Source organism: Serratia sp. LSHTC3 (genome assembly GCF_057197125.1).
In genome coordinates this window covers 448,043-472,701 of the sequence record NZ_JBXUNP010000001.1, presented here as the reverse complement: position 1 = coordinate 472,701, position 24,659 = coordinate 448,043, and the positions used below count along the sequence as shown (strand labels likewise).

The window sequence follows — 24,659 nt, the reverse complement described above, 5'->3', positions numbered from 1 at the left end:
CCGGTAAAAACGTGATGGAAATCACTGAAAATCATGTTACGAAACCCTGTTACCCTTAACGTGATCTCACGCAGGCAGTCAGCGGGTAAAACTTATCTATCCGATTGAAAAACGGCTATTTTCAATAGAAGTACATTCATTGTTATCGCCAAATCGATGGGTTAACATGCCGCTATCCCCCTTGCCGCGCCGCCCGTGAAGGCCACCGAATGAAACACCTCCGCGTTACGCGACAGGACATCGCACAATGGGCCGGCGTAACCCAAACGCCGGGTAACCAAACGCTGGTGGTGAACTGCCGTCTCTCACTCGGCGGCACCGTTTGAGCCGGCATTCGGGCCAATCGGCGGCGTAGCGCGGGCTTTTTCGCTGCGCGCCGCCCACCACAGACCGCTGTTTTTCATCGCATAGCCGAATAGCAGGCCCACCAGCAGGGAAAGCGTCACCAGCGGCCAATCGCCGCCGCCGGCGAAGGTCGCACAGGCGCCGATAAAGGTGCCGGGCACGAACCCCAGCCACTGCTGTTTGGCCTGAATGCACATCAGGAACGCCACGACGCCGGTCAGCAGATACCCCAGCAGATTCCACTGCGGCGCCAGTTCGCTGCCGTGGATGATCGCCATTGCCCAGAAGACGCCGCTGCAGCAGGTCAACGCGCCGATCAACAGCCCTTTCAGCCCGCCCTGCGGGCAGGCGAAATACGCCGTGCAGCCGAGAAAACCGGCCCAACCGATCAGCCCCAGGCTGACGGCAACCCAGCCCCAAACGCCGGAGAGGATCCCGGTAGTAACGGCAATGGCGAAAAGAACGTTCATAAAGTGACCTGCGGCAAAAATAAAGCGCGCAGTTTACCCGAAGCGAGTGATTTTTTCGTGACTAAAATCACGAAAAAAATGCAAATAAGGAAATGTAAATATCAAAAAAGCAATGTGTATCACAAAAAAAAGCCAGCGTGACGAGCACGCTGGAATAACACAACACCAGGGAAATCACGATCTCAAATGAAATGCCTACATGCGACGCCTGTCGCCCCCCTCCCGAACGCCGGTTTCAGCGAGGGAAGCCCGCACGCGTTACCATGACGCTCAACATCAAACAAATCACGGCGCTGCTCAGGAATAACAAGTGGGTCGCCAAATGCAAATCGGCGTGGTCGATCACAACGCCTAACAGGATCGGCACCCAGTTAGCGATATACGCGATCACGTAGAACAGGGAGATCAAACGCGCATGGCTGGCTTTCGGTGAAATCAGATTCACCAGCGTGGCGCTGCCGACGAAGATCGCGCCATAGGCGTAACCGGCGATCACCATGCCTGCGGCGGCCAGCGCCAGCGAATGGATCTGAATCGCCACGGCGAACACCCCGACCGACAAAGCCTGAGCCAGGCAGCCGAACATCAGCGAATGGCGGGCGTTGATGCGACGACTCAAAATCTGGCTGATGCCGGCAATCACCAGATAGACGGCGACCACATAGCCAAAGACGCCACGGCTCTGCATATCCAACAGTTTTTCGGCGACGCTCGGCCCTATCGCCAGAATGCTGGCGGCAACCGCCCAACAAATGAACAACGCCCCGGCGCACAGGAAGAATTTGCCGCCGGTCGCGCGCAGGCCATCCGCCAGAGAGCTTTTCGCCACCGGCGCGTTATCCGCCGCTGCGCTATCGGCCTGCGCCGCCACCGCCTCTCGCGGCCAGCGCAGCATCACGCCAAGTGCGGCGACGGCGGCAATGGCCATGATGATGATGAACGGCAATGACGTGGTATGAAAACCGGTTTGCAGTGCGACGCCGCTAAAGATCGGGCCCAGGGCCAATCCGGTGGTAAAGGACAGCGTCGCGATCAACGCCGCATTTTTTCCGCCGTCCTGCGGCCCGAAACGCACCAACGCGATATTCGCCGCACCGGTCAGGGCGCCGGTGCCGACGCCGGCCAGCAGCCGTGCCATAAACATCATGAAGAACGACGACGCCACCGAAAACAGCAGCGCGCCAAGCAACACCACCAACAGCGCCGGCACGATCATGCTGCGCAGGTCTTTTACTTTCCCCGCCATATTGCCTACGCCGAACAGCGAAATCAGCACGCCGGCGGCATAAGCGCCGTAGATGATCGTCAGGCTGACCGAGCTCAACGCCAGCTCATGTTGATAAAGCGGATAAAGCGGCGTCGGCGCGCTGCTGTTCAACAGCGCTGACATCAATGCCAACGCCAGAAACAGCAAGATAGCGAAATGCGATGTACCCGCCTTCGCTTTAGCCGTTTCTTCAACGGCGATACTTTCTGACATGTTCAACTCCCGAATCGATCAGGCATTCGCCCTAAATAAATGCGTCTTCCCGCATGCCACGCGGCTTCAGGAAGCGCGCTTATCATAGCGTTGGGCTATCACGCCCAAAATAGCCAAGAATGCATCATCGTGATTCATTAATGCAGCATCGCAGCGTCAGGCATGCATTTCTGCAGCATGCGATGCCGCCAAGCGATGGCGCAACCGCCCAATGCCACGCCATACACTGCATGGTTGGCCAGGCTGGCGATCAGCAAAGCCGGATTTTTGCCGGCCATTCCCCAAAGCCCCAACCCCACCGAGGGATAAATGAAGCACAGCGAGATCAGCGAACAGGCCAGGCCATACGTCAGCGCCCCAACGAGCAGGCCACCCCCCGACTTAACGCGCGGGCAGATCAGGCAATAGAACGGGATCGCCAGGCTAATGCCGGCAAAATAGTGCGCGCCGTAGCCCATCATCAGAGCCTCTGGCACATCGGGAATGTCGCCAGGCCGCAAAAACCAAAATTGCCCCTGCAGCCATTGATTCATCAGTTTGCCGATGAAGGCCAGGTTGAGCTTGCCGATGAGACCGACGCTGGAGGCGACACTGTTCACCCCATCCATCGTCAGCGTCGCCACTATGCCAAACAAGACCGCCATCGCCATGGCGCCAACCGGACGCATGTTCATTGTTTCGTTCCTTATCACGTTATGCCACCGCCGCCTGCTCGGACTTGGCCGAAGCACGCTTGCGCACCGCCAACGCGCCGGACAACACGATCAGCGCCATACCGGCGGCGGCGATATAAGACAGCTGCTCGCCAAATATCAGATAGCCAAGCAGCGTAGAGAAAATAATGGTGCTGTAAGAGAGAATGCTGACAATCACCGCATTGCCGCCCCCGTAGGCGCGAGTCATGGCGATCTGCCCCAGACTGCCGAAGACGCCAATGGCGCAGACGCACAGCAGCATTGCGCCGTCCAGCAAGGAAAAGCCCAGCAACGCAGTCATCAGGCCGCCAACCAGCGTTCCCACCAGCGAGAAATAGAACACCACGCGCAGTTCCGGCTCACCGCGCCGCACCAGCTTGCCGACGTTAAAGTAAGCCAGCGCGGTCAACAAACCGGCCGCCAGCCCGACCAGCGTGGCAACGTACTCCCCGTTGGGGGCGTCGGGGCGCAGCAAGACCAAAATGCCGGCAAAGCCCAACAGCACGGAAAACAACAGCCGACCGGTCAGCTGCCCTCGGGTCGTGATGAACGCGATCGCCGACTGAAAGAGGGGGTTGGTATAACCCAACGTGGTGGCGGTGGCGATCGGCAGATGTATCAGCGAATAAAAACCGCAGTACATCGCCGCATTGCCTATCGCCGCCCGCTTCATATGCAATCCGAGATGACGGGTGCGAAAACCGAGGCGCTGGATCTTGATCAGCGCCGCGACGATCAGCACATTGATGAGAGAACGATAAAAAATGATGTCGAAAAATCCGACCGTCGTCGACGCCAACTTGATGCAAGCACCCATCAGCGCAAAGAATCCGCTGGCGACGACCATCCACAAAGCTACCATGATCTTCTCTTATTAACGGCCTTTGGACAGGGCCGTATCAACACTACCCGGCGGCTTTCACCGTCAACGGTTTATCGTCCGCGCAAGCGAAGAACACCAGCATTTCGGCGCCTTGCTCGCCGGAAACGCCCTGATGCACGATATCCACGGTATCGGTAAACGAATCCCCCTGCCGGAACGTGCGGCGTTCACCGGTTTTCCTCACGGTGAGCGAAACGCTGCCGCCGCTCATGTACACTGCGCTGATGCAAGGATGCGTATGCCAGGCCAGTACCTTGTTCGGCTCTACCGTCACCTTCAGCATGGTGATCTGCGGCGCGCCTGCGGGATACTGACGATATGCCGAGCCCTCCCATGCGCTGTCGGTCTTGAGCAACGTCGTTTTGACGATGCCTTCGCCATGCCCCTCGGCAGCCTGAACCGGCCCCTGAAATACTGCCAACAATGCCAAAATGCCCCACTTAACCATCTTATCGCTCCCTGACTGCCGCGAGTAAAAATGCCAGGCGCCGCGCGCGGTGAACCTGGCGAGTTGAAAAAACAGCGTTGTGCTACAGTCCTTTGATGCGCTGCTCGTATTCTGCGATGCTCTCGGCGTAGTAGCGGTTAGGCGCCGCAAAGTTGCCCACCATCACTTCGATGAGGTACGGCCCCGGATGTTTCGCTGCGGCGCCGAGGGCCTCGTCCAGATCCTCCAGCGTCTCCGCCTTCGCGGAGGCGACCCCCAGGCTGTTGGCAAACGCTTTCCAGTCATGGTTGGGCAAGGCGGTATAGTCGGCGGAAATGCCGCGATTTTGCAGCGTGTCGATGTGCATGGCGCCGTGCGCGCTGTTGTTCATCACCACGAACACCACCTTCACGCCATAACGCGCGGCGGTCTGAATTTCGATGCCGTGCATCAGCATGCAACCGTCGCCGGTCACCACGAGGCAATCCCGCTGCGGTGCCGCCAGCTTGATGCCGATGCCCGCGCAAATGGCCCACCCCATCGGCGCCAGGGAGCTGGAGGTGTGATAATCCCCCCGCCCGGCCGCCAGCCAGTGATGCGCCATGAAAATGCGGTGTGCGCCCGAATCGACCACGACGTTGGTATCCGGATTCATGCGGCTGCGAATGTGTTTAATCGCATCGCCGGGATACAGCCGGCTTTCGCCCTGGGCGATGCGCGCCTGCAACGTCGGCTGCGGCTGTTCCAGCGGCAGTGCGCGAACCCCTTCCAACCAGGCGTCACGCAGGTGAGCCGCGTCGCCAAGCCGCGCGTCCTCATCGCCAACCGCGGCCAACAAACAGTGCAACGTACCGCTCAGGCTGGAAAATATCTGCAGATCCGGCTGGTAATGCGAGCTCACTTTGTCGAAGTCTTCATCGATCGCCACCAGCGTTTTATTGCCGTGCAGTCTCGGGTTCCAGTTCAGACTGTCGCGCTGGCTGAGATCGCAGCCCAGCACCAGCAGCACGTCAACGCCTTCACCGTTGAGGGTTTCTACCGCGCGGGCATGGCCGGCAAAACCGTAGACCCCTAATGCCAGGGCGTGCCCTTCGGGAAACGCGCCCTTGCCGGACAACGTCGTGGCGACAGGCAAGCGGTATTTTTCCGCTACCCGCAACAACAGCGCGGCATCCTGCGGATTGTTCATCCGGTTGCCTACCAGGCAGGCGACGTTGAGACCGCGCAGCAGATAATCATGCAGCAGCTGTTCCACCGCTTGCACATCCACGGCCGCTTCACGGTGCTGCGGCACTCGCTCAGGCTGGTCGCGACGATCGCCGAACGCGGTTTTCTTCTGCATGTCGACCGGCACGCTCAGATAGGCGCGCCCTTTCCGCTGTGGGTTCAGGCTGGAGAGGCTGCGGCGCAGCTCATGCTGCAAGGTCAGGTTGTTTTTCGTTTCTATCGCGGCGCAAAGCAACGGTTTGACGATGGTCAGCTCATCGATGCCGCTGTTGCTGCCGTCCTGAAAAGCGCCCTGCGCCTCATGATAGGTGGCGATGCTGCCGGCCAGGTACAGCACGGGGATCTTATCGGCTTGCGCGGCGGCCATCGCCGGCAGGAAATTCATGGTGCCGGGGCCTGAAATGCCCAAACAGACGCCAAACTTTCGGCTGGCGCGGGCATAGCCATCGGCCATAAATCCGCATGCGGTTTCATGGGCACCGACGATGCCGACAATCTCGGAACGGTCAATAGAAGTGATTAACGGGTAAACCAGTTTGCCGGGGACCAAAAAGATATGTTGAATGCCGCGCGCTGCAAGGCCTTGAATAATGACATCGGCGTTGTTGCGTTCCATCTTCTCGGCGCCTGGCGCCACGGTAACTCTGACTCCGTCCTCCGTCGCCAACGCAACGGGGGGGCACAGCATCTCTGCGTGAGACTCCATTTTTTTATATCCAGTCATATCATCGTGAGCTAACTTGATTCAGAGTCGATCCCACTTGGCGGTCGCCCAGAAATAACGGGAACCGGCTCTTATTCGTATTGCTTATGCATTAGGGTGGCCTTGGTGTAAAATGTGCGTCGGGTCGCAGCATAAGCGCCGATAAGAATAAGCATTACCAGACAAAAATAAAGGTGCAAAACCGCTTCACGGTGATGCATTTATACATATCCTGAAACATTATAAATAATGATGATACGAAGCATTTTTTTCGGTCTCCACACCAGAATAAACACCGCATCACACCGCTTCCTTCCCCCTCCCGCCAGTCTGTACAGAGGAGGTGTGCAATGAACTGGGACGACGCTCGATTTTTTCTCGCCGTTGCGCGCTGGGGCACGCTACGCAAAGCCGCCAGCCAGCTGCATGTCGATCAGGCGACCGTCGGCCGACGGCTCTCCGCTTTCGAAGATGCGCTCGGCTCCAAGCTGTTTATCCGCACGCCGAAATCCTTCGCCCTCAGCCCGCTGGGGGAGGAAATGCTGGCGGACGTGATGAAGATGGAAAATGCGGTGCAGGCGATCAACCGTAAAGCCGCCAGCGGTGACGAAAGCCTGTGCGGCAACGTGCGCATCGCCACCACCGATACCCTGGCCGAAGCCTTCGTGATGCCTGCGCTGCAAGATCTGCGGGAACGCTATCCGGCCATCACCGTCACGCTGCTGACGGCGGTCAACATCGCCGATATTTCTTACCACGGCGCAGATCTGGCGATCCGCGGCGCCCGTCCCGATGACGATGAGCTGATCATCAAACGGTTAGCCACCATCGAAATGGGCCTGTATGCCACTCAGCACTATTTGGCGCGGCGCGGCATGCCGGTCAAGGGCGAACAGTTGCGCGGCCACGATCTGCTGATGTTCCCGCGCGAGCTGGTGCCGCGCCACTGGAACAATTTCTGCGGCGAGGCTCTGCACGAGCCCAACGTCGTGCTGCAATGCAATTCGCAGCTGCTGCTGCGTTCCGCCACCCGCAGCGGGCTGGGCATCGGCCTGCTCTCCGCTTTTTTGGCGGACAAAGACCCGGAACTGGTGCGTCTGTTCCCGGAGAACAAAGACTGGGTGGATATCTGGCTGGTGCTGCATCCCGATTTGCAACGCGCAGCCCGCGTGCGCGCGGTAGTGCAGGCGCTGGAAACGTCGTTTAGCGCCCATTACGGCTGAGTGCCGTTTCGCCCATAAAAAAAGGCCGCCGAAGCGACCTTTTTACCGTCTGAAGCGTTATCAGAACGTCGGCTGCGCCATCTGCACCAGCGAAATCAGCGGCTGCGGATAAACCCCCAACAGCAGCACCAGCGCGGCGGAGATCAGCACCACGACGCCACCGGCGGTCAACGCCCAGTTGTTCGGGGTGTCGCGCTGCAGCGATTCCGGCGCGCTGAGGAACAGGCTGACGGTCACGCGCAGGTAGTAGTACAGACCGATGGCGCTGCCTACCACGACTGCGCCGGTCAGCCACCACAGGTGTGCGCTGACGCCCATCGCGATCACGAAGAACTTACCGATAAAGCCCAGCGTCATCGGGATACCTGCCAGCGACAGCATCATCACCGTCATCACCGCGGACAAGATTGGCTTGTGCCAGAACAGACCTCGGTAAGAGAACAGCGAATCCGCATCCGGGCCGCGGTATGGGCTGGACATCAGGCTGACCACGCCGAAGGCGCCCAGGCTGCTGAACAGGTAACCGGCCAGATAAACGCCGGCGGTTTCCAGCGACAGCTGATGGGTTTGCACCGCAATCAGCGCCACCAGCAGGTAGCCCAGGTGAGCGATCGACGAGTAGCCCAGCAGACGCTTGATGTTGGTCTGGCTGATGGCCATCAGGTTACCGAACAAGATGGAGCAGAACGCGATGATCGACAACACCATGCGCAGCGCTTCGTTGTCGGCGGCCGGGGCATACAGGAACAGACGCATCACGACCGCGAAGATCGCGATCTTGCTGGCGGTCGCCAGGAAGGTCGAGACCGGCGCAGGCGCGCCCTGATACACGTCCGGCGTCCACAGTTGGAACGGCACCAGCGACAGCTTGAAGCCCAGACCGACGATCATCATGCCCATACCGGCCAGGATCAGCGGCTGGTGCATCATGTTTTCCTGCAGGCTCTTGCCAAGGCCGGCCAGCGACAGATCGCCGGACTCGGCATACAGCAGCGCCATGCCGAACAGCAGGAACGACGACGCGGCGGCGGACAGCAGCATGTACTTAATGGCGGCTTCCAGCGGGCGCTTCTGGCGATAGGCGTAGCCCACCAGGCCGAACAGCGGCAGCGAGATAAGCTCGATACCGATGAACAGCGAAGCCAGGTGGTTAGCACTCGCCAGCAGGATGCCGCCCAGAGCGGCGATCAGCACCAGCAGGTAGAACTCTTCGCGGTTATCCGGATAGCCGACCAGCCACGGATAGGCGAAGGTGCAGGTCGCCAGACTCGCCAGCAGCACCAGCCCGGTGTAGAACATCGAGTAGCCGTCAACCCGCAGCAGCGGGGTGACGTCCATTGGGCCTGCCTGGCCGACAAAGTACAGCGAAAGCAGCGCCAGGTTGAGACCGATCACGGTCAGGGTGGCGTTGATAAAGTGGTCGCGTCGCCACGCAATGCCTAGCATCACAACCACCACCGTCAATCCGACGATCAACAGCGGCAGCAGTGCGATCAGTTGTTGAGGAGTTATTGTCATGGCGAATTACGGCCTTGTTGTTGAAATTGCTGAAACTGACGAACCAAACCAGTGTTGCACGTTGCTCATCGCCGCGTTGGAAGTATCCAGAATCGGCTGCGGGTAAACCCCCAGCAGAACCAGCAACACCACCAGCAGCAGAATGATGAACAGTTCGCGCGCGGTCATGCCCTGCAGCGGCTGGTCTGACTTAGGCGCACCGTAGTAAGCGCGCTGCATCATGATCAGCGAGTAAACCGAAGCGAACACCAGACCGAAGGTGGAGATCACGGTGATCACCGGCACCACCTGGTAGCTGCCGAACAGAATCATGAATTCGCCGACGAAGTTACCGGTGCCCGGCATCCCCAGCGTAGCCACGGCGAAGAACAGCGACAGCGCAGGGATGAACTTGATACGCCCCCACAGGCCGCCCATCTGACGCATGTCGCGGGTGTGCAGGCGCTCATACAGCTGGCCGCAGATGATAAACATACCGGCGGCGGACAGGCCGTGCGCGATCATCTGGATCACGGCGCCCTGGTAAGCCAGCTGGCTGCCGGTGTAGATGGCGATCAGCACGAAGCCCATGTGCGAGACCGAGGTGTAAGCGATAAGACGCTTGATGTCGGTCTGCGCGAACGCCATCCAGGCGCCGTAGAAGATACCGACCACGCCCAGCCACATGGCGATTGGCGCGAACTCGTGTGAAGCCTCAGGGAACAGCGGCAGGCTGAAACGCAGCAGGCCGTAGGCCGCGGTTTTCAGCAAGATGCCCGCCAGGTCGACGGAACCTGCGGTCGGCGCCTGGCTGTGCGCATCCGGCAACCAGCCGTGCAGCGGCACCACCGGCATTTTCACCGCGAAGGCGATGAAGAAGCCCAGCATCAGCAGATATTGCACGTTGTGGGACATCGGCGTTTGCAGCAGGTCTTCGTAATCGAAGGTCCACACGCCGGTGGCGTTGTAGTGCACGAACACCAGGCCCAGGATCGCAATCAGCATCACCAGACCGCTGGCCTGGGTGTAGATGAAGAACTTGGTCGCCGCGGTGATGCGGGTTTTACCGTCCGACGCCTTGTGGCCCCACAGCGCGATCAGGAAGTACATCGGCACCAACATCATTTCCCAGAAGAAGAAGAACAGGAACATGTCGATGGCGAGGAACACGCCGATAACGCCGCCCAGGATCCACAGCAGGTTGAGGTGGAAGAAGCCCTGATACTTCTGGATTTCACGCCAGGAACAGAGGATCGCCAGCACGCCCAGCAGACCGGTCAACACCACCATCAGCAGTGACAGACCGTCCAGCGCCAGGTGGATGGAGATGCCGAAGCGCGGGATCCACGGCAGCAGGAATTCGCTCTGCCACTGCGGAATGCCTTTCGGCGTGGTCAATGTATAGCCGCCCTGCATCCACAGCTGCAGAGAGAGCGCCAACGTCAGCCCCATTGCGATCAGCGCTATCCAGCGCGGCACCTTAGTACCGAAGCGCTCAAGCTGCCAGCACAGCAGACCGCCGATAAAGGGGATAAGAATTAGCCAAGGTAATAGCATGGCGTTTTGTGTCCCTTATACGAATAATTTCAAACTTTGTACGTAGCGCCTGCCCGGCGCTACGCCCGAAAAATGCGTCTGTTTAAATTATTCAATTAAACCAGAATCAACAGAGCCAATACGACCACTGCACCCACACCCATAGACGCTATATACCAACGCACCTGGCCGTTCTCGCTCACCGTCAGACCGCGGTTCCCCCAGCGGGAGAAGACGGCCGGCAGGTTCATCAGCGAGTTCAGCGGATCGCGTTGCAGCAGCTTCGCAATGCCCAGGTACGGCTTGACGAACACTTTGTCATACAGCCAGTCGAAGCCCCAGGCATGGAACCACCAGGTCGAGAAGAAACGCCCCGGCGCGCTGTTGGCAATGCTGTTGACCAGGCTGCGTTTGCCCAGCCACAGCGCGGCCGCCAGCAGAATGCCGACGATAGCCACCACGCCGGAGGTGATTTCAAGCGTCAGCACGCTGCCGTGCGCCAGTTCGGTCGTCTCCGGCAGCACACCCTGCAACGGCGGCACGATCATCGCGCCGACGAAGGTGGACAGCACCAGCAGAACCAGCAGCGGCAGGTGGTGAGTGATGCCTTTACCGGCATGCGCTTTGATTTTCTCTTCGCCATGGAACACGATGAAAATCATACGGAAGGTGTACAGCGAGGTCATGAACGCACCGACCAGGCCGGCAACCATCAGGTTGATGTGGCCGTTGGCCATCGCGCCCGCCAGGATCTCGTCCTTACTGAAGAAGCCGGCCGTGACCAGCGGCAACGCAGACAGCGCCGCGCCACCCACCAGGAAGCAGACGTACACCAGCGGGATGCTCTTGCGCAGGCCGCCCATCTTGAAGATGTTTTGCTCGTGGTGGCAGGCCAGGATCACCGAACCGGACGACAGGAACAGCAGCGCCTTGAAGAACGCGTGAGTCATCAGGTGGAAGATCGCCGCGTCCCATGCCTGCACGCCCAGCGCCAGGAACATGTAACCGATCTGGCTCATGGTGGAGTAAGCGAGCACGCGCTTGATGTCGGTCTGCACCAGCGCGGCGAAGCCGGCCAGCAGCAGAGTGACCGCACCGACGATGCCCACCAGGTGCAGCACTTCCGGCGCCATCAGGAACAGGCCGTGCGTGCGGGCGATCAGGTAGACGCCTGCGGTCACCATGGTTGCCGCGTGGATCAGTGCAGAAACCGGGGTTGGGCCCGCCATCGCGTCCGCCAGCCAGGTTTGCAACGGCAGCTGCGCCGATTTACCGACCGCGCCGCCCAGCAGCATCAGCGTCGCCCAGGTGATGGCCGTATCGCCCACCGCCAGTTTCTGCGGCGCCAGGATCATCAGCTCACGGATGTTCAGCGTGCCCAGCTCGTTGTAGAGGATGAACAGCGCGAACGCCAGGAACACGTCGCCCACGCGGGTGACGATAAAGGCTTTCATCGCCGCCGCGCCGTTGGCCGGATCTTTGTAGTAGAAGCCGATCAACAGGTAGCTGCACAGGCCCACGCCTTCCCAACCCAGATACATCAGCAGCAGGTTGTCCGCCAGCACCAGGACCACCATGCTGGCGATAAACAGGTTAGTGTAGGCGAAGAAGCGCGAATAGCCCTCTTCACCGCGCATGTACCAGGAAGCGAACATGTGGATGAAGAAGCCGACGCCGGTGACCACCGACAGCATGGTCAGCGACAGGCCGTCCAGCACCAGAGTCACGCCGATATTGAAGTTGCCGACGGCCATCCAGGTCCACAGGCTTTGCTCGAACAGCTGCACGCCGGCGGCTTTCTGGGCGAAGAAATCCATCGCCACATACACCGTGACCAGCGCAGCCAGGCCGATAGAGCCCACGCCGACGGTGGCCGCCGTGTTCTCAGACCAGCGACCGCGGGAAAATGCCAACAGCAGGAACCCGATCAGCGGTAGCAGAATTGTTAAATATAATAGGTTCATCCGCGCATCTCACTGACAGTATCAATATTCAGGGTATGACGACGACGGTAGAGCTGCAGCAGCAGCGCCAGGCCGATACTGGCCTCGGCTGCCGCCAGGCTGATCGCCAGGATGTACATCACCTGCCCGTCCGCCTGGCCCCAGTAGCTTCCCGCCACGATAAACGCCAACGCCGCAGCGTTGATCATCACTTCCAGGCTGATCAGCATAAACAACAGGTTGCGGCGCACCAGCAGCCCGGTCAACCCGAGCACAAACAGGATAGCCGCCAGGATCAGGCCGTGTTGAAGAGGGATCATGCTTGCTCCTCCGATTTTCTTCTCGCCATTTCGCCACCCACCGGCGCGTTGCTCAGCACCTCGCCAGGCTTGTGCTCGCGGCCGATATGGAAGGCGACAACCAGCCCCGCCAACAGCAGCATTGAAGCCAGCTCAACCGCCAGTACGTAAGGCCCGAACAGGCTGATGCCCACCGCCTTCGCGTCGACCATCTCACCGCTGATGCCCTGATCGGATACGCTGCGGATCGCAACGATCAATACCACCAGCAGCGCCAGTGACAGCAGGCCAGGCCCGATCCACACCGTCGGTTTCATCCAGTCGCGCTCTTGCTGCTGCACGTTGCCGAGGTTCAGCATCATCACAACGAACACGAACAGCACCATGATGGCGCCCGCATAAACGATGATTTCCAATGCGGCGGCAAAGTAGGCGCCGAGAGAGAAGAAGACTGCCGAGATCGCCAATAACGAGACGATCAGATACAGCAGCGCATGCACAGGGTTGGTATGGGTGATCACGCGAATCGTCGCGGCCACCGCAATCAAACCTGCCAGATAAAATGCAATTTCCATGCTTGCTGGCTCCTTAGGGCAACAGACCTTTGACGTCGATCGGTTTGGCTTCGTTTTCGGCTTCGCCTTTGGCTTTGCCGTCAATCGCCATACCGGCCATCCGGTAGAAGTTATATTCCGGATATTTACCCGGCCCCGAGATCAACAGATCTTCTTTTTCGTACACCAGATCCTGACGCTTGTACTCGCCCAGTTCGAAATCCGGCGTCAGCTGGATAGCGGTAGTCGGGCAAGCCTCTTCGCACAGGCCGCAGAAGATGCAGCGCGAGAAGTTGATGCGGAAGAACTCCGGATACCAACGGCCATCTTTCTGTTCTGCCTTTTGCAGCGAGATACAGCCGACCGGGCAGGCAACCGCACACAGGTTACAGGCGACGCAGCGCTCTTCGCCGTCCGGATCGCGCGTCAGCACGATGCGGCCGCGGTAGCGTGGCGGCAGGTACACCGGTTCTTCCGGATACATCTGGGTTTCGCGCTTGGCGAAGGCATGCATGCCAATCATCCAAATGCTGCGCATCTGGGTGCCGAAACCAACCACTAACTCTTTCAATGTCATGGTTTATTCACCCCTTATTGAGCGTTGTACAAAATGACCGCGGCGGTTGCCAGCAGGTTCAGCAGCGTCAGCGGCAGGCACACTTTCCAGCCGAAGGACATCACCTGGTCATAACGCGGACGCGGCAGCGCGGCGCGGATCAGGATGAACATCATCATGAAGAAGGCCGTTTTCAACGCGAACCAGATGAATGGCGGCAGGAACGGACCCTGCCAGCCGCCGAAGAACAACGTCACAATCAGGGCGGACACGGTGACGATACCGATGTATTCCCCCACGAAGAACAGACCGAACTTCATGCCGGAATATTCGATGTGGTAACCGTCGGCCAGTTCCTGCTCGGCTTCCGGCTGGTCAAACGGGTGACGGTGACACACCGCCACACCGGCGATCGCGAAGGTCACGAAGCCGAAGAACTGCGGAATGACGTTCCAGACGTGCGCCTGAGATTCAACGATGGCCTGCATGTTGAACGAATCCGCCTGCATCACCACGCCCATCAGCGACAGGCCGATGAACACTTCGTAGCTCAGGGTTTGCGCGGAGGCGCGCATCGCGCCCAACAGCGAGTATTTGTTGTTGCTCGACCAGCCGGCGAACAGCACGGCGTACACCGCCAGGCCGGCCATCATCAGGAAGAACAGAATACCGATGTTGAGATCGGACACCGCCCAGGTCGGGCTGACCGGCACGATGGCAAATGCCAGCAACAGGGAAGTAAAGGCGATCATCGGCGCCAGGGTGAAGATCACCCGGTCGGAGAATCTCGGCACCCAGTCTTCCTTGAAGAACATTTTGATCATGTCGGCGACCAGCTGCAGCGAGCCGCCCCAGCCTACGCGGTTCGGTCCGTAACGGTTCTGGAACAGGCCGAGCAGGCGGCGTTCGCCGAAGCTCATGAACGCCCCGCACGCCACGACCACCAACAGGATCACGACCGCTTTAAGAATGGCGATCAAGATGTCGATCACCTCAGGGGTAAACCAGCTCATCGTGCCGCCTCCCGCAGATTGTCTACCTTAGCACCCACCAAGATCGGCGGGATCCCTGGCAAGCCGAGCGGCAAACCAACCTGGCCCTGGGTCAGGGTTTCACTCAGACGCACCGGCAGACGCAGAGTCTGGCCCGCGCAGCTGAACTCCACCAGGCTGCCCGCATTAACGCCAAGCGTCGCCGCATCGGCCGGGTTGACCATCACGTAGGCTTCCGGCATACGCTGCTGGATCACGTGAGAGCGCTGCGACATTTCATCGCTGCCGAACAGGTGGTAGTAAGGCGCGACACGCCAGCCGTCGACCGGATTGAACGCGGCAGGCACGCGGTCGAAGTAACCGAGGCTGCCCTCCCCCGCTTCGATCAGGCGCACGCCCGGATCGCCGTGGCGCAGTTTGCCGCCCACTTCGGCCTGGAACTTGTTCCATGCCTGCGGTGAGTTCCAGCCTGGCGCCCAGGCGAACGGGATCTGCTGACGATCGGCCAGCGGGCTGTTGTTCCCTTCCATCGAGAAGGCGAACATGGTGTCTTTATCCTGCGGCTGACGCGGCTCGTGCACGCTGATGTTGGCGCGCATGGCGGTACGGCCGCTGGAACGGTGCGGCGAACGCGCCAGCTTCTGACCGCGAATGCGGAACGTCGCGTCCGGCGCGGCGTCGACGATGCCCTGCAGCTGCGGCAACGCGGCGACGCAAGCGGCGATCACGTCATCGAGCTGGGTCCAGTCCACGTGGCGGCTGGTGTAGGTGGAGTGCAGCGAGTGCATCCAGCGCCAGCTTTCCAGCATCACGGTGAACTGATTCTTCTTGGCGTCGTCGTAGTAAGCCGGATCGTATACCTGGAAGAAGCGCTGCGCGCGGCCTTCCTGATTGATCAGCGTACCGTCGCTCTCGGCAAAGCTGGCCGAGGAGAGGATCAGATTGGCTTTGTCCATGATCGCGGTGCGCTGGTGGTCGGCGACGATCAGGTTATTGACCTTGGCCAACGCCGCGTCCACCTGCGCCGCCGGCGCATGGCGATAGAGATCGTTTTCCATCACGATGGCGGTGTCGGCTGCGCCGCTCGCCAGCTGTTCCAGCGCCTGATCGAGCGAACCGCCGCCGATCATCGCCAGGCCCATGCTGTTGGCTGCGCCCGCCACGAAGGTGATGCCGACATCGGCACCGCGGCCCTTCAACGCTTTGGCGATGTTGGCCGCCGCTTCGATGATGGCTTCGCTGCCGGCGTTGCTGCCGGTCACGATCAGCGGTTTGCGTGCGCCGGTCAGCGCCTGCACGATGATGTCGACTTTCTTGTTCAGGCCTTCAGCCAGATCGTTCACCGCCGGTGCCGCGCTATCCAGCGCGTGCGCGATGGCGAAACCGAAGCGCGCCTGCTCGTCTACCGGCGCGCGGTAGTTCCAGGCGGCGATGTCATCCAGACGGGTGTTATCGACGTTGGTGGTGAACAACGGATACTTGGCGTGTTGGCCGATATTCTGCACCGCCGCGATCTGCCAGTCGGCCACGCGTTGCGCCGCCGCCATCGCGCGGGCTTTACCCTTGACGGCCTGACGCACGGACAGCGCGATGCGCGCGCCGGTTTGCGTCAGGTCTTCGCCCAGCACCAGCACCGCGTCGTAATCTTCGATCTCACGCAGCGCCGGCGTATGAACGCCGCCGTTCTTCAGCACGTTCAGCATCAGCGCCAGGCGTGATTGCTCCGCCTGAGCGATACCGGTGTAGTAGTTCTCGGCGCCGACCAGCTCGCGCAGTGCGAAGTTGCTTTCCAGGCTGGCGCGCGGGGAGCCGATGCCGATGGTTTTCTTCGCCTGACGCAGGATGTCCGCCGCGCCCTGCATCGCCTGCTCGGCGTTCAGGGTGATCCAGTCGTCGCCGCGCAGCTGCTGCGGTTGACGCGGACGATCTTTCTGGTTGACGTAGCCGTAACCGAAACGGCCGCGGTCGCACAGGAAGTAGTGGTTCACGCTGCCGTTGTAACGGTTTTCGATACGGCGCAGCTCGCCATAACGCTCGCCCGGGCTGGTGTTACAGCCGATGCTGCACTGCTGGCAAATGCTCGGCGCGAACTGCATGTCCCATTTACGGTTGTAGCGCTCGGAGTGCGTTTTGTCGGTGAATACGCCGGTCGGGCACACTTCCACCAGGTTGCCGGAGAACTCGCTTTCCAGCGTGCCGCTTTCCGGGCGACCGAAGTAGACGTTGTCGTGCGCGCCGTACACGCCGAAGTCTGTGCCGTCCGCATAGTCTTTGTAGTAACGCACGCAGCGGTAGCAGGCGATGCAGCGGTTCATCTCGTGCGAGATAAACGGCCCCAGTTCCTGGTTGTTATGGGTGCGCTTGGTGAAGCGGTAGCGACGGAAGCTGTGGCCGGTCATTACCGTCATATCCTGCAGGTGACAGTTACCGCCTTCCTCACACACCGGGCAATCGTGCGGGTGGTTGGTCATCAACCACTCAACCACGCTTTCACGGAACTGCTTCGCTTCGCCGTCATCGATAGAGATGAAGGTGCCATCGGATGCCGGGGTCATACAGGACATCACCAAACGGCCGCGCGTATCTTCCGCGTTTTGGTATTGCTTTACCGCACATTGGCGGCAAGCGCCGACGCTTCCCAGCGCCGGATGCCAGCAAAAGTAAGGAATATCAAGGCCGAGGGAGAGACAAGCCTGCAGCAGGTTGTCCGCCCCGTCTACCTCATACTCTTTGCCGTCTACATGAATCGTAGCCATAGTCAGCATGCTTCCAAGTGGCCTGCCTTGCGGCAGGCGTTAATCAAAAATTCTGGCCGTGTTCGGGCGAGTCGGCTTACCAGCGCTGCTTCAGCAGGTTGTTCGGCTGAATGCCGCCAATCGCATGAGCGTTGCCGAAGTGCTGCACGGCGATACCCGCCTCGAACTCTTCACGGAAATATTTAATCGCGCTTTGCAGTGGCTCTACGGCACCTGGCGCGTGGGCGCAGAAGGTTTTGCCCGGGCCGAGGGAACGGCACAGCTGTTCGAGGGTTTCAATATCCCCCGGCTGCCCTTCGCCGTTCTCCAACGCACGCAGGATCTTCACGCTCCACGGCAGGCCGTCGCGACATGGCGTACACCAGCCGCAGGACTCGCGGGCGAAGAACTCTTCCAGGTTGCGCACCAGCGGCACCATGCCGATTTCGTGGTCTACCGCCATCGCCAACGCGGTGCCGAGACGGCTGCCGGCTTTACCGATCGCGCCGTATTCCATCGGCAGGTCGAGGTGATCGGCGGTCAGGAAGTCGGTGCCCGCGCCGCCCGGCTGCCAGGCTTTGAAGCGCAGACCGTCGCGCATGCCGCCGGCGTAGTCTTCCAGGATTTCACGCGCGGTGGTGCCGAACGGCAGCTCCCAGACGCCCGGATTTTTCACCCGGCCGGAGAAGCCCATCAGCTTGGTGCCTTTGTCTTCACTGCCGGAGATGCCGGTGTACCACTCCACGCCGTTCGCCAAAATGGCCGGCACGTTGCACAACGTTTCGACGTTGTTGACGCAGGTCGGCTTGCCCCACACGCCGGCGCTGGCCGGGAATGGCGGCTTGGAGCGCGGGTTGGCGCGGCGGCCTTCCAGCGAGTTGATCAGCGCGGTTTCTTCGCCGCAGATGTAACGGCCGGCGCCGGTGTGCACGATCAGCTCGAAATCAAATCCGGTGCCGAGAATGTTCTTGCCCAGATAGCCGGCTTCGGTGGCTTCCGCGATGGCGCGACGCAGGTGCGCCGCCGCTTCGATGTACTCACCGCGCAGGAAGATGTAGCCACGGTAGGCTTTCAGCGCGAACGCGGAGATCAGCATGCCTTCCACCAGCAGGTGCGGCAGCTGCTCCATCAGCAGGCGGTCTTTATAGGTGCCCGGCTCCATCTCATCGGCGTTACACAGCAGGTAACGGATGTTCATGGATTCGTCCTTCGGCATCAGGCTCCACTTCAAACCGGTGGAGAAGCCCGCGCCGCCGCGACCCTTCAGCCCGGAATCTTTCACCAGGCTGACGATCTCGTCGGGCGCCAGGCCCTTCAGGGCCTTTTCCGCACCGGCATAGCCGTTTTTGCTGCGGTATTCGTCCAGCCACAGCGGCTGCTTGTCATCGCGCAGACGCCAGGTCAGCGGATGCGTTTCGGGAGTGCGTACAATGTGCTTGGTCATTGATACTGCTCCAGTAGCGTCTCGATATCTTCAGGCTTCAGCTGACTGTGAGTGTCCTCATCAATCATCATGGTCGGCCCTTTATCGCAGTTGCCCAGACAGCAGGTCGGCAACAGCGTGAAGCGGCCATCAAAGGTGGTTTGACCCGGTTTGATGTTCAGCTTCTTCTCGATAGCGGCCTGAATGCCCTGGTAACCGGTGATGTGACAAACAACGCTGTCACAATAACGGATCACGTGACGTCCTACTGGCTGACGGAAAATCTGGCTGTAGAACGTGGCCACGCCTTCTACGTCGCTGGCGGGGATGCCCAGCACTTCCGCGATGGCGTAAATCGCACCGTCCGGAACCCAGCCGCGCTGCTTCTGCACAATTTTCAGTGCCTCGATGGAAGCGGCGCGCGGATCCTCGTAATGGTGCTTTTCGTGCTCGATCGCATCACGTTCTTCCGCGCTCAGTACAAATGCATCAACGCCGCTCTGAGGAGCGGCTGCGTTGATGGGCTCGAGCGCATCATTGACTGCGTGATTGTCTTTTTGATCATGCATAGTTAGCGGTCCACATCTGACATTACAAAATCGATACTACCCAGATAGACGATCAGGTCGGAAACCAGGCTGCCACGGATGACCGATGGGATCTGCTGCAGGTGCGCAAAGCTCGGCGTACGTACCCGGGTGCGGTAGCTCATGGTGCTGCCGTCGCTGGTCAGGTAGTAGCTGTTGATCCCTTTGGTGGCTTCAATCATCTGGAATGATTCGTTGGCTGGCATCACCGGGCCCCAGGAAACCTGCAGGAAGTGGGTGATCAGCGTTTCAATGTGCTGCAGCGTGCGCTCTTTCGGCGGCGGCGTAGTCAGCGGGTGATCGGCCTTGAACGGGCCTTCCGGCATGTTGTTCAGGCACTGTTCGAGGATGCGCAGGCTCTGGCGCAGCTCTTCCACCTTTAGCATCACGCGGGTGTAGCAGTCGCTGGTGCCGTCGCCGACCGGCACTTCGAAGTCGAAGTTCTCGTAGCCGGAGTACGGGCGCCATTTACGCACGTCGAACTCAACGCCGGTCGCGCGCAGGCCGGCGCCGGTCACGCCCCACTCCAGCGCTTCTTTGGCGTTATAAGACGCGACGCCGATGGAGCGGCCTTTCAGGATGCTGTTCTTCAGCGCCGCTTTCACGTAGGAATCCAGACGCTTCGGCATCCAGTCGAGGAATTCACGCAGCAGGCGATCCCAACCGCGCGGCAGATCGTGCGCGACGCCGCCGATGCGGAACCAGGCCGGGTGCATACGGAAGCCGGTGATCGCTTCCACCAGATCGTAGATCTTCTGACGGTCGGTAAAGGCGAAGAACACCGGGGTCATCGCGCCGACGTCCTGAATGAAGGTGGAGATGTACAGCAGGTGGCTGTTGATGCGGAACAGCTCGGACAGCATCACGCGGATGGTGTCGACGCGCTCAGGCACCTTGATGCCGGCCAGTTTCTCGACCGCCAGCACGTAAGGCATTTCGTTCACGCAGCCGCCGAGGTACTCGATGCGGTCGGTGTACGGAATGTAGCTGTGCCAGGATTGACGCTCGCCCATCTTCTCGGCGCCGCGGTGGTGATAGCCGATATCCGGCACGCAGTCGACGATCTCTTCGCCGTCCAGCTGCAGAATGATGCGGAACGCACCGTGCGCGGACGGGTGGTTCGGGCCGAGGTTGAGGAACATGAAGTCTTCGTTCTCGGTGCCGCGCTTCATGCCCCAGTCTTCCGGCTTGAAGGTCAGCGCTTCCATCTCCAGATCTTCTTTCTGCTTGGTCAGCACGAAAGGATCGAATTCGGTGGCGCGCGCCGGGTAGTCCTTACGCAGCGGGTGCCCTTCCCAGGTCTGCGGCATCATGATGCGCGACAGGTGCGGGTGGCCGTCGAAGGTGATGCCGAACATTTCCCAGGTTTCGCGCTCGTACCAGTTGGCGTTCGGGAACACCTTGGTCGCCGTCGGCACGTGCAGGTCTTTTTCAGACAGCGCCACCTTCAGCATGATGTCGCGGTTGCGTTCGATGGAAATCAGATGGTAGAAAACGGAGAAATCCGCAGCGGGCAGGCCGTCGCGGTGGGTGCGAAGACGTTCGTCCACGCCATGCAGATCGAACAGCATGACATACGGCTTCGGCTGTTTTCTCAGGAACGTCATTACTTCCAGTAACTGGTCAGGTTTAACCCATACCACGGGCATGCCGGTGCGGGTGGCCTGAACAGTAAAGGCTTCCGGCCCAAAACGGTTGCGCAGTTCGCCGATCACCGGGTCGTCAAGGTGATCTCGGGTCTGCCAGGCAGGCAAGGCGTCGTGCGTCGTCAAATCTGTCATAATTTTTTTTCACCACACTAAAGGGTTATTCGCCGCAAGTTTCACTTTTCGCTGTGTTAACCAATAGCGCACTAAGATGGACGTTAAATGAACGTCTTAAATCTCGTCAGGCGTCCGGAGGTTGGTCACCGCGATGCGCTCGCCGTGTTTACGCTCTCTTTCAGACTGCATATTGGCGCGGTAAACGCCCTGATCGCCGACAACCCACGACAGCGGGCGACGTTCTTTGCCGATAGATTCCTGCAGCAGCATCAGCGCTTGCATGTAAGCTTCCGGACGCGGTGGGCAGCCGGGAATGTACACGTCGACCGGCAGGAACTTGTCCACGCCCTGCACCACGGAATAGATGTCGTACATGCCGCCGGAGTTGGCGCAGGCGCCCATCGAGATCACCCACTTGGGCTCCAGCATCTGCTCGTACAGGCGTTGGATGACCGGGGCCATCTTGGTGAAGCAGGTGCCGGCCACCACCATCAGGTCAGCCTGACGCGGGGAGGCGCGCAACACTTCCGCACCGAAACGCGCCACATCGTGAACGGCGGTAAACGACGTCACCATCTCCACGTAACAGCACGAAAGGCCGAAGTTATACGGCCAAATAGAGTTTTTACGCCCCCAGTTCACCATGTCATGCAGCGCATGTTCGAGTTTACCCATGTAAACCGTGCGGTGGACCTGTTGTTCCAGGGGATCGGCGACGATCTCCTGTTTTTGCAGGGGATAACGGTCGTTCTCACCGTTCGGGTCTATGCGGGTGAGCGTATAGTCCATCTTAATGCCTCGCTGTTACTGCGGATGACTGTTGGTGTTAGTGATCGTGCTTGGTTTGCTGCGGCGTTGGGAACGCGCCGGAGTCCAATCCAACGCGCCGATGCGCACCAGATAAACCAGACCGGCCAATAGCACCAAAATGAAAATGGCGGCTTCGATAAAGCCCACCCAGCCGCTCTCGCGAATCGAGACCGACCAGGCATACAGGTATAAGGCTTCAACGTCGAAAATAACGAAGAACATGGCCACTAGGTAGAACTTGGCGGACAAGCGCATGCGCGCCGTGCCGACGGAGTCGATACCTGATTCAAACGGGGTGTGTTTGGCGCGCGCCCGGGCTCTCCCGCCCAAGAAGAACGCACCCAGCAGCATTAAGCCGCAAAGCCCGATAGCCACGACGAGAAATACGGCGAGCGCCCAGTGATGAGCGATAACTTCAGTGGTTGTTGACATACTCTATGCTTACTCATCAAAAGTGGCGTCGATCGCACTGCTCTTGTCACCGGCAGTTAGTGCGCCACATCGATTTAAGGGAAGGATAAATAACCACACAAACAAACTGCTTTTACAGCGAGTTAGGCAGCGTTTTTCTGTGGGCTTTTTACTCCTTTCTATAACCTTTTGTCAACTTTGACAAAAGTATCTACACACTAGTTTACATACGTATCATTTGATTAACATTTGATGCGCCAGGGACAGGCTAAATCGTGTCAGTTAATTTTTGTGTAGAAACAGATAGATATAAACCAACATGCACATTTCAGTTTTACTATACCATTGTCTCAGGAATTCCCTGTTCTTCCACTCACTACCTAGGGGTATTTTTTTGATCCAGGACACGTTTTCAGCATAAATCCTCAAAAAAAGTGTGGCCCTTTAACAATTTTCCTCAAATTAAGCCGCAAAAACGGCCGCCATAAGCTAACAAAATAACCCTAACATTACCATGCCTTTAACTCATTCAATCTTATTGTTCAAAAAATAAACCCAGCATCTTAAACCCGGTCAAATTCTCTTTTCAGCAACGCTTAAAAGTTAATAAAACAGCCAACTCATAACAAAATCGTCATTAAATCCCTATAACAGTAAAAATCGCCAAAAAACGGCCAAAAAAAACCTCCGCCGAAGCAGAGGTTTTTCATCAGATATCACGCCGCGGCGTTATTCTTCTTCGTCCACCAGGCTGGCATCATCCTGATCGCCCTGGAGACCGGCTTCCGCGCCGTTGAAGCCATAGCCGTCATTGCCGCCCTGCATCGCGCTGAAGATGGCCATTGCCAGTTCGTTGCTGCACTGCGCGTTTTTGCACAGCGCATACTGGGTATCCGGCAGCGGCGGCAAACCTTCCACCGCGCCCAGCACCCGCAGATCGGGGCTCATCATCTCGATCGGCCGCGCGGTCACACCCAGACCGGCCTTACAGGCCGCCCGCACCGCAGACAGCGTGGAGGCGACGTAGGCGATACGCCACGGGATACCGGCTTCGTCCAACTGTTTGATCGCCAGCGCGCGGAACGGGCTTGGTTCATCCATCACCACCAGCGGGATAGGTTCGCCGGCCTGATAGTGGTAATCGGCAGCGCAGTACCACAGCGTCGGCGACGTGCGCAGCACGATGTGCGGGTGCCCGGCCGGATCGGCCGTGGTCACCGCCAGATCGATCTCACCCTCTTCCAGCAGATCGACCATCGTCGTGCTGCGCTTTACGCGCACGTCAATGGCCAGCTTCGGATAGATGGCGGTCACGCGGTTCAACAGGAAAGGCAGAATGGTATCGGCGGTGTCGTCGGAAGCGCCGATGGTCAGAACACCTTTAATATTGTTGTACATCAGCGAGGTACAGGCTTCGTCGTTAAAGCGCAGGATCTTCCTGGCATAACCGAGAAGCTGAATACCATGCTCAGTCAGGAGTTTGTTGCGCCCATGGCGGGCAAACAGTTCTTTGCCGACCAGTTGCTCTAATCGCTGCATTTGTTGGCTGACGGCTGATTGCGTACGGCAAACGGCAACAGCCGCCGCCGCGAAGGTATTCAAATCAGCAACCGCAACAAAGGTTCTTAGCAGATCGAGGTCGAGATTAAGTATCGGACGATTTGCAGTTGTCATAGTGTATTCTTCACTTTTTTAAATTCTAATTTACGAACTACTACCCTGGTGTGTTTCTCAGACGCCGTTGAAAAGGACGGAGCCTGTTATGACAGTACCCCACTCATAAGTGGAGGGCAAAAAAATTACTTATGATTCGTTACCTCTATCGCCTTTTAAAATGCGATCTATCGATGGTGCTTATAGAACGCGGGGGACTGAATACCGGTGGAAAGGGAAAACCCCCACCGTACCTGAGATTTTACTCATTGATACCGCCTAATTTCCACTCCATTCGTGCTACTGAGAATCCTTATCAACCGGCGTTCAGACTGCATTACAGAGTAAGAAAAATAAATAATTAACGGCACCAACTTCGTGTTATCACTCAATGAATTTAATAAATTCAATCAGTAAGATTTTTACTTTAAATAATAATCCTATAAC

Annotated in this window: 21 protein-coding genes; 1 reads left to right on the top strand and 20 read right to left on the bottom strand. The window is 58.9% G+C overall.

The features are described 5' to 3' along the window. Positions 1 to 305: 305 nt before the first annotated feature. The 6 genes from AC2CGI_RS02295 to AC2CGI_RS02270 all read right to left on the bottom strand — a co-directional run bounded on the left by AC2CGI_RS02295 (position 306) and on the right by AC2CGI_RS02270 (position 6,233). Positions 306 to 815: a DUF1097 domain-containing protein gene (locus AC2CGI_RS02295; protein WP_004935976.1), complete on the bottom strand. Its 510-nt coding sequence runs from the start codon at positions 813 to 815 to the stop codon at positions 306 to 308. 235 nt (positions 816 to 1,050) lie between these two features. Beyond that, the gene (locus AC2CGI_RS02290) at positions 1,051 to 2,295 is read right to left on the bottom strand and encodes an MFS transporter (RefSeq protein ID WP_004935980.1); all 1,245 of its coding nucleotides are present in this window, start codon (positions 2,293 to 2,295) and stop codon (positions 1,051 to 1,053) included. Between the two features lie 137 nt (positions 2,296 to 2,432). Next, on the bottom strand, positions 2,433 to 2,969 hold the full coding sequence (locus tag AC2CGI_RS02285; protein WP_015378573.1) for a DUF2938 family protein: 537 nt from the start codon (positions 2,967 to 2,969) through the stop codon (positions 2,433 to 2,435). A 19-nt stretch (positions 2,970 to 2,988) separates the two neighbouring features. After that, complete coding sequence (locus AC2CGI_RS02280; protein WP_044030799.1) at positions 2,989 to 3,852, bottom strand: DMT family transporter; 864 nt, start codon at positions 3,850 to 3,852, stop codon at positions 2,989 to 2,991. A 43-nt stretch (positions 3,853 to 3,895) separates the two neighbouring features. Then, the gene (locus AC2CGI_RS02275; RefSeq protein ID WP_004935988.1) at positions 3,896 to 4,321 is read right to left on the bottom strand and encodes a cupin domain-containing protein; all 426 of its coding nucleotides are present in this window, start codon (positions 4,319 to 4,321) and stop codon (positions 3,896 to 3,898) included. An 82-nt stretch (positions 4,322 to 4,403) separates the two neighbouring features. Further along, positions 4,404 to 6,233: a thiamine pyrophosphate-binding protein gene (locus AC2CGI_RS02270; RefSeq protein WP_015378575.1), complete on the bottom strand. Its 1,830-nt coding sequence runs from the start codon at positions 6,231 to 6,233 to the stop codon at positions 4,404 to 4,406. Positions 6,234 to 6,580: 347 nt separating this feature from the next. Here AC2CGI_RS02270 and AC2CGI_RS02265 point away from each other — a divergent pair, with 347 nt between their 5' ends. Further along, entirely contained in the window at positions 6,581 to 7,453 is an 873-nt protein-coding gene (locus AC2CGI_RS02265; protein ID WP_076740585.1) for a LysR family transcriptional regulator, read from the top strand. Positions 7,454 to 7,513: 60 nt separating this feature from the next. Here the strand turns inward: AC2CGI_RS02265 and nuoN are convergent, their stop codons facing one another. The 14 genes from nuoN to lrhA form a co-directional block, all read right to left on the bottom strand. After that, the gene (nuoN, locus tag AC2CGI_RS02260) at positions 7,514 to 8,971 is read right to left on the bottom strand and encodes an NADH-quinone oxidoreductase subunit NuoN (RefSeq protein ID WP_004936000.1); all 1,458 of its coding nucleotides are present in this window, start codon (positions 8,969 to 8,971) and stop codon (positions 7,514 to 7,516) included. A 6-nt stretch (positions 8,972 to 8,977) separates the two neighbouring features. Then, a complete protein-coding gene (nuoM, locus tag AC2CGI_RS02255; RefSeq protein WP_004936002.1) occupies positions 8,978 to 10,507 on the bottom strand; it encodes an NADH-quinone oxidoreductase subunit M in 1,530 nt (509 codons plus the stop codon). A 95-nt stretch (positions 10,508 to 10,602) separates the two neighbouring features. Continuing rightward, on the bottom strand, positions 10,603 to 12,450 hold the full coding sequence (nuoL, locus tag AC2CGI_RS02250; protein WP_015378577.1) for an NADH-quinone oxidoreductase subunit L: 1,848 nt from the start codon (positions 12,448 to 12,450) through the stop codon (positions 10,603 to 10,605). After that, positions 12,447 to 12,749, bottom strand: coding sequence for an NADH-quinone oxidoreductase subunit NuoK (nuoK, locus tag AC2CGI_RS02245; RefSeq protein WP_004936014.1), 303 nt, complete (start codon positions 12,747 to 12,749; stop codon positions 12,447 to 12,449). Before nuoK ends, nuoL begins: the two co-directional genes overlap by 4 nt. After that, entirely contained in the window at positions 12,746 to 13,303 is a 558-nt protein-coding gene (gene nuoJ / locus AC2CGI_RS02240) for an NADH-quinone oxidoreductase subunit J (protein WP_004936018.1), read from the bottom strand. Before nuoJ ends, nuoK begins: the two co-directional genes overlap by 4 nt. 13 nt (positions 13,304 to 13,316) lie before the next feature. Next, complete coding sequence (nuoI, locus tag AC2CGI_RS02235; protein ID WP_004936019.1) at positions 13,317 to 13,859, bottom strand: NADH-quinone oxidoreductase subunit NuoI; 543 nt, start codon at positions 13,857 to 13,859, stop codon at positions 13,317 to 13,319. Positions 13,860 to 13,873: 14 nt separating this feature from the next. Continuing rightward, the gene (gene nuoH / locus AC2CGI_RS02230) at positions 13,874 to 14,851 is read right to left on the bottom strand and encodes an NADH-quinone oxidoreductase subunit NuoH (protein WP_004936022.1); all 978 of its coding nucleotides are present in this window, start codon (positions 14,849 to 14,851) and stop codon (positions 13,874 to 13,876) included. Continuing rightward, complete coding sequence (gene nuoG, locus AC2CGI_RS02225; RefSeq protein ID WP_080347707.1) at positions 14,848 to 17,586, bottom strand: NADH-quinone oxidoreductase subunit NuoG; 2,739 nt, start codon at positions 17,584 to 17,586, stop codon at positions 14,848 to 14,850. Before nuoG ends, nuoH begins: the two co-directional genes overlap by 4 nt. Positions 17,587 to 17,662: 76 nt before the next feature. Then, positions 17,663 to 19,009 (bottom strand): NADH-quinone oxidoreductase subunit NuoF, encoded by a 1,347-nt coding sequence (gene nuoF, locus AC2CGI_RS02220; protein WP_004936030.1) that lies wholly within the window; start codon positions 19,007 to 19,009, stop codon positions 17,663 to 17,665. Continuing rightward, entirely contained in the window at positions 19,006 to 19,557 is a 552-nt protein-coding gene (gene nuoE / locus AC2CGI_RS02215; RefSeq protein ID WP_004936034.1) for an NADH-quinone oxidoreductase subunit NuoE, read from the bottom strand. The genes nuoF and nuoE overlap by 4 nt, the downstream gene beginning before the upstream one ends. Before the next feature lie 2 nt (positions 19,558 to 19,559). Then, positions 19,560 to 21,356, bottom strand: a complete 1,797-nt coding sequence (gene nuoC / locus AC2CGI_RS02210) for an NADH-quinone oxidoreductase subunit C/D (protein WP_004936036.1) — start codon at positions 21,354 to 21,356, stop codon at positions 19,560 to 19,562. 96 nt (positions 21,357 to 21,452) lie between these two features. Next, positions 21,453 to 22,127 carry a NuoB/complex I 20 kDa subunit family protein gene (locus AC2CGI_RS02205; RefSeq protein ID WP_004936039.1) on the bottom strand — a complete coding sequence of 225 codons (675 nt, stop codon included), beginning with the start codon at positions 22,125 to 22,127 and terminating at the stop codon, positions 21,453 to 21,455. A 15-nt stretch (positions 22,128 to 22,142) separates the two neighbouring features. Beyond that, complete coding sequence (gene nuoA, locus AC2CGI_RS02200) at positions 22,143 to 22,580, bottom strand: NADH-quinone oxidoreductase subunit NuoA (protein WP_004936040.1); 438 nt, start codon at positions 22,578 to 22,580, stop codon at positions 22,143 to 22,145. Positions 22,581 to 23,288: 708 nt separating this feature from the next. Next, positions 23,289 to 24,233: a transcriptional regulator LrhA gene (gene lrhA / locus AC2CGI_RS02195; RefSeq protein ID WP_004936045.1), complete on the bottom strand. Its 945-nt coding sequence runs from the start codon at positions 24,231 to 24,233 to the stop codon at positions 23,289 to 23,291. Between the last annotated feature and the right edge of the window lie 426 nt (positions 24,234 to 24,659).